This is a genomic window from Burkholderia sp. L-4 (genome assembly GCF_056856535.1).
Genome location: NZ_JBXEOX010000004.1, coordinates 95,003 through 110,200 on the forward strand (window position 1 = coordinate 95,003; position 15,198 = coordinate 110,200).

Below are 15,198 nucleotides of genomic sequence, written 5' to 3' on the forward strand. Positions count from 1 at the left end.
ACCGGAACGCTCTATGGCCGAGAACCAGAACTTCGAGGAACCGACCGGTAGCGCCGACAAGCGCCTTGCGAATCTCCAAAAACTGGAAGACGGCGACCTCGTTAAGCAGCAGCAGATGAGGTATGTCGCCGGCGCCAATTACGCGATGCTTGGCGCCGGCGTCGGCTATGCGGGCTACGCCGCCGGCGCCGCGGCGATCGGAGCTGGCGCGACCGGCGCCGCTGCTTTAGGAGCCGGCGCGTTGGCCGCCGCCCCCGCGGTCATAGCCGCTGGCGTCGCATGGGGCCTCGACGAGGTTGGGTTCACCGGATGGATGGCTGATCGAATTGTCGGCGCAGGTGACGCGCTGGGTTTGACGATCGGCCGCGGCGCCCCCCATCCGGCTTGTGTCGGAGATGCAGTTGCCCACTCATCCGGCTTCTGGGGCATTGTTGCCGGCATCGCCGTCGGCGTCGCCGCTGGCGCCCTACTGGCTGCAACGATCGCCACTGGAGGCGTGCTCGGAGTGGTTTTAGCCGGCGCAGCACTGGGAGCCGGCCTCAGCCTTGGAAGTGCCCTCGCCTCCGCAAGCCAGAGCATGGGAAGCGATTGCGGGCAGATCAAGACTGGTTCGAGCAACGTCTTCTTCGAAGGAAAGAAGGTTGCCCGCGTAACCGACATCGTGCAGTGCGATCACCATTCCGGTCCGCAGCCGCTGGTGCAAGGTAGCAAAACCGTATTCGTCAACGGTCTCCCGCTCGTCCGAATCGGCCACGAGACTCATTGCAGCGGCAAGATCAACTCCGGTCGCAAAAGCGTCTTCATCGACAAGACGACTGGGCAATACGGGCCGAAGAACCCTGAACTATCAGCAACGCAGGAATTCATCGCCGGCCTGATCGGCGGGATCGCCGGGGGCGCGATCGCACGGGTGTCAGCAAAGCGTCTCGGCATCGACGACGCAACCCGCTCCCTATGTAAAGACCCGGTCGACCCAGTGTCAGGTGAGCTGCTCGAAATTCGAACCGACCTGTCGATCCCTGGCGTGCTCCCGCTCGAGCTGACTCGTCGTTACCGGACACGTTCGGATGACAGAGGAATGTTGGGCCCACGCTGGTCCGATTCGTGGTCGCAGCGGCTATCGATCATCGACGAAAGATTCGTGTACTTTCACAACGGTGCAGGTCTCGCGATTGGATTCGATGCGCCAGAGATGGCGCTCAACTCCATCAATGTCACTGCGCCGCGATATCGACTCGTCGGAAGCCGCGAAGAACCACGCATCTTGGACAGAGATTCCCGCGTACTCCTTATTTTCGCGCCATTGATGGACGCGCGTGAGTCTCGACTTGAGCGCATTGAAGATCTCGACGGCAACGCAATCACCCTCTCCTACGATGGCTCAGATCGACTTTCTAGCCTCAAACATACAGACGGATACACCGTTGAAGTGCACTATCACGCAAGCGATGCGAATCCGGATCGCATAGTTCTTCACGAGAACGACAGTACGCCTCGCACTCTCGTCGAGTACCGCTATCGCAGCGGTACGCTCGCCGACGTCGCGAGCTATCAGTTCGGGCAGTTTCACTATGAGTACGACGCGGATGGATGGATGGTCCGCTGGCGCGACAGTGATCAGACCGATGTCCGGTATCTCTATGATTCTGACGGACGAGTGATCGAGACCGGTACCGCCGAGGGCTACCACACTGGACGTTTCGTATACGAAAGCCGCCTGACTCGGGTGATCGACGCAGACGGACAGCGTGTGTTCGAGTACGACGACGACGGCATGGTGATCGCGGAGACCGATCCAACCGGTGCATGTGTCCGGCATGAGTGGATGTTCGGCCACCTCACTGCCAGGACTGATGCGCTCGGCAGGCGAATCACGTTCCGCTATAACGACGTCGGTTTGTTGGTCGAGGTCGAGGACCACGGTGGCCGCGCGTTGCAGTTCGAATACGACGATTCGCAGCTTTTGCTTTCCGCAATTCAGCCGAACGGAAGCAAGATTCAGTGGGAGTACGACCATCTGCGCCGCATCATCGCCCGCACCGACGGCGACGGCGTGCGAACGAGCTATCGGTATGGCGCCCGGGGCGAGCTCTTGCGAATCGTTCAGGGCGAGCGCGAAACGAAGCTTAGTTACGACGAGCACCATCGTCCTCGCTCTGTTGAGCTGCCCTCTGGCGCAAAGTTGCTGCGCAAGGTCGATCTACTTGGCCGCGTGCTAGAAGAGACCACACCGGACGGCGCAACGACACGCTTCAGCTACGTCGACGGGCCCGACAATCCCCGCGGACAGTTGACCGCTCTCACACGTCCAGACGGTTCGGTGTTGCGGGTGCGCTATAACAGCGAGGGCTTGCCCGTCGAGTGGATCGACCCGCTCGGACGAACGACGAAAAGAACCTACGGCCCCTTCGATCTCTTAACTTCGACGATCGACGCGACAGGCCATATGATCCATTTCGAATACGATCATGCGACCCGCCTGACTCGCGTTGTCAATCAGCTCGGCGAAACTTACACCTATCAATACGACGCCACCGGCCGTCTCGTCGGCGAAATCGACTGGGGTGGGCGCGAGACTCGCTACGCGCGCGATGCGACTGGCAAACTCCTTGCAAAGACGCTGCCCGATGGCGGTCAATGGCACTACGCCTACGATCTGTGCGACCGAGTCGTCGAAATCGACGCCGGCGACGCCAAGCTCCTCTACCGCTACGACGCAAGTGGTCATCTCGCATCGGCCACCTCGGTGAACGGCGAAGCGACGCATATCACGAATTTCGCGTATGACAGTGGCGGCCGGCTGATTGCTGAAGATCAGAACGGTGAACTCCTGCGTCACATATACGATGCGGATGGAAGGCGTCTCATGCGTACTACGCCGCGACGTGAGACTGCCTATGCGTACGACGCCATGGGGGCTTGCACGGAGGTTGCCGGTCTAGCGATCCATCGAGATGGCCTTGGACGCATGACCGGGGGGCAATTCGGCGACTTCCTCTCGCGACAGGACTACGATCCCGTGGGGCGGCTTCAGCGCCAAGTTGCTGGGCCGCGTACAGCATTCGAAGCTCTGCAAACCGATTCTGTGCGCGCGATCGAGCAATTGACCCGCCACGTCTATGAATACGATCGAGCGGGCCAACTGGAACGTCTGCAAACGGACACCGATTCGCTCGAGCTCAAGCACGACGCACGAGGGCAGGTCGTGTCCGCGACGAGCCTCCTTCACCCGTCCGAGCATTTCCGCTACGACGCAGCGATGAACATTGTCGCGCATGGCCACCAAGACGCAGTGGATGCTCACATATATCGGCCAGGCGGACTGCCAGAGCAAGTCGGGCACGTCAGGTACCGCTATGACAAGCGGGGGCGGACAATCGAAAAGACCGTCGCCCGCCCGGGATTCCGAGCCCAGACGTGGCTGTACACCTGGGACGGCCTGAATCGTCTGGTGAAGGTCGTAACGCCGGAACGAGGAGTCTGGTCCTATGGCTACGATGCGTTCGACCGACGCATCGAGAAGCGACACGTCGGAGACAGGCAAGCTACACGGTTCCTTTGGGACGGCGCTACGCTCGCAGAGCAATGGGTCGAGATGCGAGACGGCACCACCGGCCAATGTGTCACATGGCACATCGAACCCGACACGTATCTGCCCCTGGCGCAAGAGACCGACGGCGGCCTTTACCCGATCGTGACGGATCAGATTGGGCTACCGAGGGCCGTGTTTGATTCGACCGGGAAGGCTGTTTGGACCGGCTCCTACTCGATCTGGGGCAAAAAGTTACCGGCCAGGCCAGCGGCAAACGACCCGATTAGCACCGTCGACTCGTCGCATCGATTCCCGGGTCAGTGGGCAGACGACGAGACTGGCCTGAGCTACAACCTCCATCGATACTATGACCCCGACTCTGGACAATACCTGAGCAGCGATCCGATCGGACTCGAAGGCGGATACCGAACACAATCTTACGTGCACAACCCGATAGAGTTCATGGACCCGCTGGGGTTGCAGGACTGCTGGGGCAGGTACTTCGAGAAGATATCCGGCACGAAGGCGCCGGAGGGGATGATCAAGCCGCACGCCCACCACATCATCTTCAAGGGGGATTTCAAGACGCGCCCGTCGATCTTGAAGCAGCTCGAGAGAAGCCGTGCAGTCGCGAAGAAATGGGATATCGATCCGGTATACGACAAGGACGCCTTGATGTGGGCACCCAACGAAGGCCACTCCGCAGTTAACGCGAAGGCGGTAGCAGATGCGTGGGAAAAGTCCGATGCTAGAATCAGCGCGATGGATCTGCCGCGCGCTGAAGGACAAGCAGCAATGCGGGCCGAACTACAACGAATCGGTCGAGAAGTTTTTCTAGGTAACAACGACTAGGTCATACAGCGAGGGTCAATATGAGCGTGTTTCCTGATTTCGCGCGGGAGATTGCCGACGCGGCGCGAGTGACTTACCGCGCCCTTCTTGCGGCACATCCCGACGAACATTTTTATGCTTTTGCTCTCTACACCGACAGTGGCGCGATGACCGTCGTGCCGGCCGCCAATACTGAGGAGGGGTTGAAGCGGGTCCGCGAACAGATGGAAATCGGTGACGACGAGGATGCTCCGGAGTTCACGTGGGCGACCGGCGAATGGGCGTATGAAGCAGCCGAGTCGGACTCGTTCAATCCCTTATGCAAAAGGTTGGCCGACACGGTACTTGGTCCGAACTTTCCGGAAGCGAAGTTTCACGTCTTTTTTGAAGATCTCCAGAGCGACATGATCGAGGCGCTGCGACTTCTCGATCAGGAAGGACTGTTCGGAACCGGTGCGGAGCGCGAGAAAATCACGCTGTTCGTCACGATCAGTGATGACGACGGGTCCGTGGATCTAGAGAACAAATCGGCCAAGGTATTGAACCCGCCTTCCGTGTTCGATCGCTTCATCAAGCGCTACGACTAGCAGCGGATATACCCATCAGAGACACTGGCCGCGGATTGAGACGTGACAAGGTCACGATGCCGACGATCACTTACTGTCGGGCAGGCTGCACAAGTTCGTCGGTTTCACAAAAGAAATCTCGTTGACCAGGTGCCGTAGACCAAAATACAGTTGTCACCGTTTGCGAAGCAAAGATGTCACTTCGCGGGTTCGCAGTCGCCCAAGAGCCGGAAGCCCTTGTCAATTCAAGGATTTGCCCGCCGCGAATTAAAGTTGTCACCGAGCGTGGCGCCGCGAAGACCGGTGTCAACTGCCGCGCCGCTTGCAGCGGCGCTGCCACATCGTCCGGCTCCTATACGTCAAACCGGATCGCGCTGTTCTCGATGGCAGCCTGGTTGCCGTATTGCCAAGTGATGCTGCGGTGTTCATGCCCGATCGGCAGACCCGAGTTGACCCTGCCTCGATTCCACGTACAGCAAGAAGTTTGATAACTTTTTGCCTGTATGGAGAAGAACATGGCAGAGCACGTGGTACCCAGACGGCAGTACACGAAGGAATTCAAGGTTGAGGCGGTGCGGCTCGCTGCGAGCGTCGGTCAGCATGAAGCCGCTCACAGGCTGGGCGTGCCGGTGGCGACGCTGGGGAACTGGTGCCGTGATCAGCGCGATGGCAGTGCGCAGGCCGCAGCGGGGCCGGCGTCGAGTGTACCGAGCTCAAGTCGTCGTCCGGTCAGCGACCTAGAGGCCGAGAACAGCCGTCTGCGTAAGGAACTGGCCAGCGCAAAGCTGGATATTGAAATTCTTCGAAAGGCGACGGCGTACTTCGCGAAGGGGTCGCGGTGAGGTAATGCGATGGACTCCCCACCCCTCGGGGTGGCGATAATCACGATTTTCCAATGAGGACGTCCAGCATGAGTGCACAAGTCATCGGGCTCGATATCGCGAAGAATGTCATTCAGGTTCACGGAGTGAACGCAGCCGGCGCAGCGGTACTGACCAAGCGCCTCAAACGTTCTCAGGTGCTCGAGTTTTTCGCAAACCTGTCGCCTTGCCTGATCGCGATAGAGGCTTGCGCTGGCTCGCACGATTGGGCGCGCCGACTGGCTGGCTTTGGGCACCGAATCAAGCTTATTCCCGCGCAATATGTAAAACCATTCGTCCGGCGTTCCAAAACGGATGCCCGTGACGCAGCAGCCATTTGCGAGGCGGCTCGTCAGCCGGATATGCCAACAGTAGCGGTCAACACCAAGGAACAACAAGCTGTCCAGATGCTGCACCGAATTCGACAACGGCTTATGCAAGAGCGCACCGCCTTGATCAATCAGACGCGTGGGTTACTGGGCGAGTACGGGATCGTCTTCCCAATTCACGTTTCAGCCTTCAAAGAGGGGACACGACGACTTCTCGCGGATGAAAGCGACACGTTGCCCGCTTTGGCGCGGGACTTGTTGCTTGATTTGTGCACCGAGTTGACGGCGCTGGAAGAGCGGATCGACACCGTGGATAGGCGCGTGAGACGATTGGCGAAAGAAGATGAGCGTTGCGCCAGATTGCAGGAAATCCCCGGTATCGGTCCCGTGACGGCCACGGCCTTGATCGCCGCGGTGGGAGATGCGAGGCGCTACCGCAGTGCCAGACATATGGCCGCCAGTTTCGGACTCACGCCTCACGAACACAGCAGCGGAGGAAGGCAAAAGTTGCTCGGGATCAGCAAACGGGGAGATCGATACATCCGCTGGCTGCTGGTCCAGGGAGCGCGGTCGATCATGCGATTTGCGGGCAAGCGAACCGATGCGCTGTCGCGCTGGGCCTGCCAGCTCGCGAGCAGACGTGGGGTGAATGTCGCAGCGGCGGCGCTGGCGAACAAACTAGCACGCATAGCGTGGGCGTTGCTTGCCAAGAGCGAGCGCTTCGCGACCGCATGAATCCATAAGATCTCTGCAGTAGAGCCACCAGCAGTTTGCGAACAATGAACAATCGATGATGCGACGGGTCTGACCCAGCCTCGAAAATCCGACAGGCGTAGTGGCCAAGGAAGGCCGCTGAGGTATTGAGAACGAGGCAGGCGATTTGCATTATGGCCAGCGGTGACCCGCATAAACAGGCCGAATATATACGTGCAGACTGACACCTTGCATTAAAGGAAGACGCATTGTTTGCAAAACCTGGGGAGTCCATATATACGCCTGGATTGACGCACATCGCGACCAGTACAGCGTAAGTCGGCTTTGCCGGGTTCTGGGTGTGTCGCGCAGCGGCTATTGCCAGTGGCGCGGCAGGGAGCCAAGTCGGCGGACACTGTCCAATGCCAAGTTGGACGCTGAGGTCGCCGCAATTCATCGTGCCAGCCGCGGCAGCTATGGCCGTCCTCGAATCGTGGGGCAGTTGCGTGCCCAGGGCCGGCCGGTGAGCGCCGAACGCGTGCGTCGCAGCCTGCAACGCCAGGGACTACGTCCGGTCTACAAGCGCCCGTATCGGGTGACGACGGATTCGACGCATCGCTTGCCGGTGGCGCCGAATCTGTTGGATCGGCGTTTCGACGGCTGGCGGCCCAATCAAGCCTGGGTAAGCGACATCGCGTTCGTGAGGACCGGCGAGGGCTGGTTGTATCTGGCGGCGATCCTGGATCTGGCGAGCCGACGCATCGTCGGCTGGTCGATGTCCGAGCGGATCAACGCGGATCTGGTCTGCCAGGCGTTGCGCAGCCCGTGCTGGCAACGCAAACCGCCATCGGGATTGCTGCTGCACTCCGATCGCGGAGCCCAATACGCCAGTCGCGCATACCGGAAATTGACCGCCGCGTTCAAGATAAACGTGTCAATGAGCCGCCGCGCTAACGCTTGGGATAACGCCCCGATGGAGAGCTTCTTCAAGACGCTGAAGGTCGAAAGAATCTACCAGACTCACTACGAAACGCGTGCCCATGCCCGCTTGGATATCGTCGATTGGATCGAGGGCTATTACAATCGGCAGCGCCTGCATACCTCGATCGACTTCCTTACCCCCGTCGACTACGAGGCCAGCTTGATCGCCGCATGAGTTGCTGTACGTGAAAACGAGGCAGGGTCACGTCTCGCATGCCTTGCAAACCCATTTGCCGCGGATGTGTCGCTCGACCGTGAACACGCCCGGCGTATAGTCCAGCTTCTCGCTGATGTCCTCGCCGATGCGTGCGCGCTGGCAACCACAGGAGCATGTGATGTCGTCGGGTTCGTGATGGATGTCGGTGCGCGGCAAGTTCGGCGGCAACGGTGCACGCTTGGGCTGCTGCGGTTGCTTGTCCGCAGGCGTCGGCTGCAACTGCTCCAGTTCGATTTCGAGTGCGGCTAGGTCCGCATCGATGGCCTCGTCGAGCAAGCTCATTTGCTCGGCGGTGAACTGCTCGCTGCGCTTGCCGAATTGCAGGCGCTTGAGCGCGGCGATCTCGTGGGTGAGCTGGTCAATGCGCGTCTGGCGATAGTGCAGCTCCCGGTCCTTCTCGCCGATCTGCGCCATCAACTGCGCAGCCAGCGTGCGCAGTTCGTCAGGGTTCAGGGCGTCGAGGTCGGCGGGCAGGTTCATACGGCCCAGTCTGCCAGAGCCGGCCCCTCCACGGAAGCGAGACTGTTTACGGAACCGACGACGCGTTACACCACGCAGATGGCGTGATCGTGCGTCAGGGTTTGCCACGGCAGCCCCGTCACGAGCGCCCGCAACTGTTCGGAATTCAACGCGACGGCGATCGCTTCGTGGCCGTTCGTCCAGACGAACCGGCCCTTGTTCAGGCGACGCGCAGCCAACCAGATTCCGAAGCCGTCATAGACAAGTACCTTCATGCGCGTCGAATGCTTATTGGCGAACAGGTAAGCATGGTGAGGGCGCGCTGCGCCGAACACCCTCACCACACGCGCCAGAATCGTATCGGTGCCGGCACGCATATCCAGTGGTTCAGTCGCCAGCCATATCGCGTCGATTCGGATCACCTGAGCCACCCCTGCAACCAGAGCGCACAATCACTGGCCGCCGATAGCGGCCAACGCACGGTGACCGTCGCCGCACCCCGACGTACCTCGATCTGGATCTCCGTCGCCCCAGATGCAGCCCCGCACGTCTCCAGTTGTAACGGCACAAACTCTGCCGATGGCGTGCTCATCGACTTGCGGGCAGCTTCGGTCGCATCCCGTTCTTCCTGGGCGGACACCCAGCTTCGCAGCATGTTGGCATTCAGGCGGTAGTGCAGCGCTACCGCCGCGATCGACACGTTGGGCTGCATCGCCGCACGGATCACCTGGGCCTTGAACTCCTTGCTGTGCCGCCGACGTCGCGTCGGTTGCACAACCTCCTGCATCACCTCGGTCTCATCCATCGTGTAAATCTGTCCATTAAAAATTTAGATGGACACGATCCTCGCCTGCGTTCCCGGTACTATCAAGATGCCTTCGCCGGGCGCTTACGGACGAATGAAAGTATGCGGTCTTTTAATGACGCCCCTCAGAGGTTGGGGGCGACAGGCATTCTCCAAGGCATGAGATCGGCGTAGTCGTCGGCGGTTGCAGCGAGCGGCAACCTGGTGAACAGCCAAACCAGATAGCGATACGGCTCGACGCCGTTCGCCTTGCACGTCTGGACGAGGGAGTACAGGTTGGCACTGGCCTGCGCGCCGGCAACGGTATCGGAGAACAGCCAGCCCTTGCGGCCGACGACGAACGGTCGGATCGCGTTCTCGCACAGGTTGTTCGAGATAGGCCAGTTGCCGTTATCGACGTATCGGACCAGCTTGGGCCACTGTCCGCTCATGTACTGCAATGCCTTACCGAGCAGACTCGACGGCACGACGCCCGGCAGATGCTCGACCAGCATGCGCTCGATGATGGCGAGCACGCGGGCGCTGTACCGGGCGCGCAGTCGTTGCCGGCGTTCAGGCTTCCACTTCGCGCTGCGCGCCTCGGCTGCGAACAGCTTGCCGATCAGCACGACGAAGCGCGTAGCCAGCAGATCCGACGAACGTGCCGCCTTCGGCACCGACTCCTCGGCCTTGATGAAGCCGCGGCGCACGTGTGCCCAGCACCCGAGATGCACGAGCTGATGATCGTGGGCGATGCCGTTGTAGAGCTCGTATCCGTCAGTCATCAGCACGGTGCCAGGCTGCACGCCGGCATAGAGCTTCTGCGCATGCTGGGCGCCGCGCCCCGGCGAGTACGAGAACATCCGTACCGGCGGCCCTGAGCCGTTGACCTGCGCCCATAGGTAGCTCTTCGCCTGCGGTCTTCGTCCCGGCTCCTTCAGCACCTGGAACGTGGTTTCGTCGCCGTAGATCAAGTTCGATTCGAGCAGCGCGTCGCGCATCAGGTTGATCACCGGCTGCGTGGCGAGCCCCACCCGCACCACGCTGGCGGCCAGCGTGTTCGACGAGATGTCGCCGCCGAAGCGACGCAGCAGCGTGGCTTGGCGATACAGTGGCATACCGTACTGGTACTTGCCGGTGATGATCCACGCCAGCGCGGATTCCGTGAGCAGCCCGCGCGCAATGATACGCGCTGGCACCGGCGTGACCTTGATGCCGAGATCACAGCACGGGCACGCGTACTTGACGCGCTGGTGCTGAACGACGCGCACCTGCTCGGGAATCACGTCGAGCTGTTCGCTCGTTTCCACGCCGATCTCGACGAGAGCGTGACCGTCGTGCGCGCAGAATCGTTCGGACTCGGGCAGTTCGTGTCGTACGACTTCGCGCGGCAGATTCGGATCGAGTGGTTTGCGCCCGCGCTTGCCTCGCGTGTGGGCGGCGACCGACGTACCGGGCACGTCCTCGCGCGCAGGCGCGTCGGTGGCCGTCGCAAGTGCCTCGGCTTCGTTGAACAGGTCGAGTTGATCGGCATGGCGCGCCTCGCTCGATGCACCGAACAGTTCGTGCTTGTAGGCCCGCAGCTTCTCTTCGGCCAGATCGCGCTGGGCCGTCACGAGCCGAAGCTCACCGCGCAGCGCATCGCGTTCGGCGCTCGCGGCAATCAGCGCCTCGTACTCCTCGGCGCTCAACATGACGGGGTCGTTCGGCATGGCCGATTAGACCATGCCACCCGCGTGGTGTTCAGCTCATCCGCGCGTAATATCGCTGGGGATGCTTCTGGATCACGGCCAGGTCGATGCCGTCGAGCAGCCAGTGCAACTGCTCGGCGCTGAGCGTGATCGTGTCGCCTCCGTTCGGCCAGACGAAGCGGTCGGCTTCGAGTCGCTTGAGCAGCAACCAGAAGCCGTTGCCACCCCAGCCGAGAATCTTGATACGATCGCGACGGCGGTTGCCGAAGACGAACAGTGCCGAGGTCATAGGGTTCAGGCGCATCGCCTGTTCGACCAGGATCGACAGCCCGTTGATGCCCATGCGGAAGTCGACGGGATCGCGATGCAGGTAGACCTTCAGCCCTTCGTCGAACCGGAACACGGCAGCCTCCCGAGCATCTGGACGAGCATCGTCAGTTCATCGAAGTTCGCCTGGCTCAACTCCAAGGAAACGCCGTTTGGCAGGCGCACATTCAGCGAGAACACCGCAGCCGATTTAGCCGGAGTGGGGGCAGCCGCAGAGGTGACGACCTGCATAAAGGCTGATTCCTCAGGCACGGAAGCCGTAGACAACTCGACGCGCGCCTCTCGTGACGACTCCGTCGCGGAGCTGACTATCTCGCCCGCGGCTTGTTCGCGCTGATACTTGGAAATCCATGTCCGAACGAGGTTCGGATTGATGTCGTGCTCCATAGCCGTCCGCGCGATCGACACCCCTGGCTTCAGACACGCCTGTATCAACTCGCGCTTCGCATCCTCGTCGTACTTGCGCCGTCCGTCTCGCTTGAGATCGACCACCAACCGGCTCTGCAAACCTCCGTCTTGCTCGTTCATGCACACCTGTCCACGCTCATTGAACATGGACACGTAGCCTCGGTGAATCAGCCTCGCCGTGCAATGGCGTCCTTCAAAGAGCGCTTACGAATGAAAACACGAACGGCCTACTGCGACAGTACTTTCCGAAAGGCACAGACATGAGTCGATATACCGAGCGAGAACTCGACGCGGTCGCGAACACACTGAACTGTCGACCACGTAAAACGCTCGGATGGAAGACGCCAGCGGAAGCATTCCACGAACTGTTATCGGCAACATAACGATGGGTGTTGCGACGACTCCTTGAACCTAAGTACCGTGCAACGCGCAATTCACATCGGTCGCATTAGCTCGGCGCCAAGAATCTCTCGCGGCAGTGTCATCGGCGTTGACCCTGCTCTCGAACATCTTGATGGCTTGGAACACCACCCACATGCAACGAGCCCTGGAGAACATCGAAGCTAGCCGAGAGCAACCGATGGCGACTGAGCAACTCCGGCGAATCGCCCCCACTCATATCGAGGGCATCAACTTGCGCGGCACCTTCAATTTTCCCGTGTCACTGTACGCAAAGCGGATCTTACCGAGCATCGCGGCCGACAACCCCATTCCGTCAACCAGTCGGAGCACCTAACGACGGGGTGTACTGGCGCCGCCGGTCGAGGGACCGCTCATCTTCAATGCGGTCACGTCTGGATATGCCCTCTGCTTCGTTAGCGAAGGGTAGACGCTAACCCTTTGTTTTGTCGGAATAAATATTTAGGGTCGCAAGGCAAGTCCTTGCCAGGCCTAGAGACATCTAACCGGAAAAGCGCACGGAAATCATCCCCCCCCCGCAGGAAACCGGCCCGCCTGCGAGAGCGCTCCCATTTACGTTTGGATCACACGATGCCAGTCAAATGTAAGCGCTCTTTGAAGGACGCCATTGCACGGCGAGGCTGATTCACCGAGGCTACGTGTCCATGTTCAATGAGCGTGGACAGGTGTGCATGAACGAGCAAGACGGAGGTTTGCAGAGCCGGTTGGTGGTCGATCTCAAGCGAGACGGACGGCGCAAGTACGACGAGGATGCGAAGCGCGAGTTGATACAGGCGTGTCTGAAGCCAGGGGTGTCGATCGCGCGGACGGCTATGGAGCACGACATCAATCCGAACCTCGTTCGGACATGGATTTCCAAGTATCAGCGCGAACAAGCCGCGGGCGAGATAGTCAGCTCCGCGACGGAGTCGTCACGAGAGGCGCGCGTCGAGTTGTCTACGGCTTCCGTGCCTGAGGAATCAGCCTTTATGCAGGTCGTCACCTCTGCGGCTGCCCCCACTCCGGCTAAATCGGCTGCGGTGTTCTCGCTGAATGTGCGCCTGCCAAACGGCGTTTCCTTGGAGTTGAGCCAGGCGAACTTCGATGAACTGACGATGCTCGTCCAGATGCTCGGGAGGCTGCCGTGTTCCGGTTCGACGAAGGGCTGAAGGTCTACCTGCATCGCGATCCCGTCGACTTCCGCATGGGCATCAACGGGCTGTCGATCCTGGTCGAACAGGCGATGCGCCTGAACCCTATGACCTCGGCACTGTTCGTCTTCGGCAACCGCCGTCGCGATCGTATCAAGATTCTCGGCTGGGGTGGCAACGGCTTCTGGTTGCTGCTCAAGCGACTCGAAGCCGACCGCTTCGTCTGGCCGAACGGAGGCGACACGATCACGCTCAGCGCCGAGCAGTTGCACTGGCTGCTCGACGGCATCGACCTGGCCGTGATCCAGAAGCATCCCCAGCGATATTACGCGCGGATGAGCTGAACACCACGCGGGTGGCATGGTCTAATCGGCCATGCCGAACGACCCCGTCATGTTGAGCGCCGAGGAGTACGAGGCGCTGATTGCCGCGAGCGCCGAACGCGATGCGCTGCGCGGTGAGCTTCGGCTCGTGACGGCCCAGCGCGATCTGGCCGAAGAGAAGCTGCGGGCCTACAAGCACGAACTGTTCGGTGCATCGAGCGAGGCGCGCCATGCCGATCAACTCGACCTGTTCAACGAAGCCGAGGCACTTGCGACGGCCACCGACGCGCCTGCGCGCGAGGACGTGCCCGGTACGTCGGTCGCCGCCCACACGCGAGGCAAGCGCGGGCGCAAACCACTCGATCCGAATCTGCCGCGCGAAGTCGTACGACACGAACTGCCCGAGTCCGAACGATTCTGCGCGCACGACGGTCACGCTCTCGTCGAGATCGGCGTGGAAACGAGCGAACAGCTCGACGTGATTCCCGAGCAGGTGCGCGTCGTTCAGCACCAGCGCGTCAAGTACGCGTGCCCGTGCTGTGATCTCGGCATCAAGGTCACGCCGGTGCCAGCGCGTATCATTGCGCGCGGGCTGCTCACGGAATCCGCGCTGGCGTGGATCATCACCGGCAAGTACCAGTACGGTATGCCACTGTATCGCCAAGCCACGCTGCTGCGTCGCTTCGGCGGCGACATCTCGTCGAACACGCTGGCCGCCAGCGTGGTGCGGGTGGGGCTCGCCACGCAGCCGGTGATCAACCTGATGCGCGACGCGCTGCTCGAATCGAACTTGATCTACGGCGACGAAACCACGTTCCAGGTGCTGAAGGAGCCGGGACGAAGACCGCAGGCGAAGAGCTACCTATGGGCGCAGGTCAACGGCTCAGGGCCGCCGGTACGGATGTTCTCGTACTCGCCGGGGCGCGGCGCCCAGCATGCGCAGAAGCTCTATGCCGGCGTGCAGCCTGGCACCGTGCTGATGACTGACGGATACGAGCTCTACAACGGCATCGCCCACGATCATCAGCTCGTGCATCTCGGGTGCTGGGCACACGTGCGCCGCGGCTTCATCAAGGCCGAGGAGTCGGTGCCGAAGGCGGCACGTTCGTCGGATCTGCTGGCTACGCGCTTCGTCGTGCTGATCGGCAAGCTGTTCGCAGCCGAGGCGCGCAGCGCGAAGTGGAAGCCTGAACGCCGGCAACGACTGCGCGCCCGGTACAGCGCCCGCGTGCTCGCCATCATCGAGCGCATGCTGGTCGAGCATCTGCCGGGCGTCGTGCCGTCGAGTCTGCTCGGTAAGGCATTGCAGTACATGAGCGGACAGTGGCCCAAGCTGGTCCGATACGTCGATAACGGCAACTGGCCTATCTCGAACAACCTGTGCGAGAACGCGATCCGACCGTTCGTCGTCGGCCGCAAGGGCTGGCTGTTCTCCGATACCGTTGCCGGCGCGCAGGCCAGTGCCAACCTGTACTCCCTCGTCCAGACGTGCAAGGCGAACGGCGTCGAGCCGTATCGCTATCTGGTTTGGCTGTTCACCAGGTTGCCGCTCGCTGCAACCGCCGACGACTACGCCGATCTCATGCCTTGGAGAATGCCTGTCGCCCCCAACCTCTGAGGGGCGTCATTAAAAGACCGCATACAGTC

At 60.9% G+C, this 15,198-nt stretch carries 11 protein-coding genes and 5 pseudogenes; 10 read left to right on the forward strand and 6 right to left on the reverse strand.

What is annotated here, in order from left to right:
- The first annotated feature begins 13 nt into the window (after positions 1-13).
- The 5 genes and pseudogenes from AC1VVG_RS35510 to AC1VVG_RS35530 all read left to right on the forward strand — a co-directional run.
- Positions 14-4,384 carry an RHS repeat-associated core domain-containing protein gene (locus AC1VVG_RS35510; protein WP_482837675.1) on the forward strand — a complete coding sequence of 1,457 codons (4,371 nt, stop codon included), beginning with the start codon at positions 14-16 and terminating at the stop codon, positions 4,382-4,384.
- Between the two features lie 20 nt (positions 4,385-4,404).
- Positions 4,405-4,950, forward strand: coding sequence for a DUF4303 domain-containing protein (locus tag AC1VVG_RS35515; RefSeq protein WP_059500482.1), 546 nt, complete (start codon positions 4,405-4,407; stop codon positions 4,948-4,950).
- 482 nt (positions 4,951-5,432) lie between these two features.
- Positions 5,433-5,773, forward strand: a pseudogene (locus tag AC1VVG_RS35520) (transposase); the annotation flags it as partial.
- A 66-nt stretch (positions 5,774-5,839) separates the two neighbouring features.
- Entirely contained in the window at positions 5,840-6,853 is a 1,014-nt protein-coding gene (locus tag AC1VVG_RS35525; protein ID WP_482837676.1) for an IS110 family RNA-guided transposase, read from the forward strand.
- Positions 6,854-7,109: 256 nt separating this feature from the next.
- A pseudogene (locus AC1VVG_RS35530) lies at positions 7,110-7,967 on the forward strand (IS3 family transposase); the annotation flags it as partial.
- 30 nt (positions 7,968-7,997) lie between these two features.
- On the opposite strand, the pseudogene AC1VVG_RS35535 reads toward AC1VVG_RS35530, so the two are convergent.
- The 6 genes and pseudogenes from AC1VVG_RS35535 to tnpA (AC1VVG_RS35560) all read right to left on the reverse strand — a co-directional run.
- A pseudogene (locus tag AC1VVG_RS35535) lies at positions 7,998-8,489 on the reverse strand (IS66 family transposase); the annotation flags it as partial.
- Between the two features lie 65 nt (positions 8,490-8,554).
- Positions 8,555-8,890: an IS66 family insertion sequence element accessory protein TnpB gene (gene tnpB, locus AC1VVG_RS35540; protein ID WP_482837677.1), complete on the reverse strand. Its 336-nt coding sequence runs from the start codon at positions 8,888-8,890 to the stop codon at positions 8,555-8,557.
- Entirely contained in the window at positions 8,887-9,273 is a 387-nt protein-coding gene (locus AC1VVG_RS35545; protein ID WP_482837678.1) for a transposase, read from the reverse strand. The genes tnpB (AC1VVG_RS35540) and AC1VVG_RS35545 overlap by 4 nt, the downstream gene beginning before the upstream one ends.
- Before the next feature lie 125 nt (positions 9,274-9,398).
- Positions 9,399-10,964, reverse strand: coding sequence for an IS66 family transposase (gene tnpC / locus AC1VVG_RS35550; RefSeq protein ID WP_482835069.1), 1,566 nt, complete (start codon positions 10,962-10,964; stop codon positions 9,399-9,401).
- Between the two features lie 31 nt (positions 10,965-10,995).
- Entirely contained in the window at positions 10,996-11,346 is a 351-nt protein-coding gene (tnpB, locus tag AC1VVG_RS35555) for an IS66 family insertion sequence element accessory protein TnpB (RefSeq protein ID WP_011885804.1), read from the reverse strand.
- Positions 11,322-11,798, reverse strand: a complete 477-nt coding sequence (gene tnpA, locus AC1VVG_RS35560; protein ID WP_038785670.1) for an IS66-like element accessory protein TnpA — start codon at positions 11,796-11,798, stop codon at positions 11,322-11,324. The genes tnpB (AC1VVG_RS35555) and tnpA (AC1VVG_RS35560) overlap by 25 nt, the downstream gene beginning before the upstream one ends.
- Positions 11,799-11,884: 86 nt before the next feature.
- Between tnpA (AC1VVG_RS35560) and AC1VVG_RS35565 the strand changes: the two are divergent.
- From AC1VVG_RS35565 to tnpC (AC1VVG_RS35585), 5 genes and pseudogenes are all read left to right on the forward strand, one after another.
- Positions 11,885-12,087: pseudogene (locus AC1VVG_RS35565) on the forward strand (transposase); the annotation flags it as partial.
- Between the two features lie 8 nt (positions 12,088-12,095).
- Positions 12,096-12,414: pseudogene (locus tag AC1VVG_RS35570) on the forward strand (Tn3 family transposase); the annotation flags it as partial.
- A 355-nt stretch (positions 12,415-12,769) separates the two neighbouring features.
- Positions 12,770-13,246, forward strand: coding sequence for an IS66-like element accessory protein TnpA (tnpA, locus tag AC1VVG_RS35575; RefSeq protein ID WP_038785670.1), 477 nt, complete (start codon positions 12,770-12,772; stop codon positions 13,244-13,246).
- Positions 13,222-13,572 (forward strand): IS66 family insertion sequence element accessory protein TnpB, encoded by a 351-nt coding sequence (gene tnpB / locus AC1VVG_RS35580; protein ID WP_011885804.1) that lies wholly within the window; start codon positions 13,222-13,224, stop codon positions 13,570-13,572. The genes tnpA (AC1VVG_RS35575) and tnpB (AC1VVG_RS35580) overlap by 25 nt, the downstream gene beginning before the upstream one ends.
- A 31-nt stretch (positions 13,573-13,603) precedes the next feature.
- Entirely contained in the window at positions 13,604-15,169 is a 1,566-nt protein-coding gene (gene tnpC, locus AC1VVG_RS35585; protein ID WP_482835069.1) for an IS66 family transposase, read from the forward strand.
- Positions 15,170-15,198: the final 29 nt, after the last annotated feature.

What these genes read in the sequence shown, in the direction of transcription:
- AC1VVG_RS35510 (WP_482837675.1), top strand. Translation starts at nt 14, where the DNA reads ATGGCCGAGAACCAGAACTTCGAGGAACCGACCGGTAGCGCCGACAAG.
- AC1VVG_RS35515 (WP_059500482.1), top strand. Translation starts at nt 4,405, where the DNA reads ATGAGCGTGTTTCCTGATTTCGCGCGGGAGATTGCCGACGCGGCGCGA.
- AC1VVG_RS35525 (WP_482837676.1), top strand. Translation starts at nt 5,840, where the DNA reads ATGAGTGCACAAGTCATCGGGCTCGATATCGCGAAGAATGTCATTCAG.
- AC1VVG_RS35545 (WP_482837678.1), bottom strand. Translation starts at nt 9,273, where the DNA reads ATGGATGAGACCGAGGTGATGCAGGAGGTTGTGCAACCGACGCGACGT.
- tnpC (WP_482835069.1), bottom strand. Translation starts at nt 10,964, where the DNA reads ATGCCGAACGACCCCGTCATGTTGAGCGCCGAGGAGTACGAGGCGCTG.
- tnpA (WP_038785670.1), bottom strand. Translation starts at nt 11,798, where the DNA reads ATGAACGAGCAAGACGGAGGTTTGCAGAGCCGGTTGGTGGTCGATCTC.
- tnpA (WP_038785670.1), top strand. Translation starts at nt 12,770, where the DNA reads ATGAACGAGCAAGACGGAGGTTTGCAGAGCCGGTTGGTGGTCGATCTC.
- tnpC (WP_482835069.1), top strand. Translation starts at nt 13,604, where the DNA reads ATGCCGAACGACCCCGTCATGTTGAGCGCCGAGGAGTACGAGGCGCTG.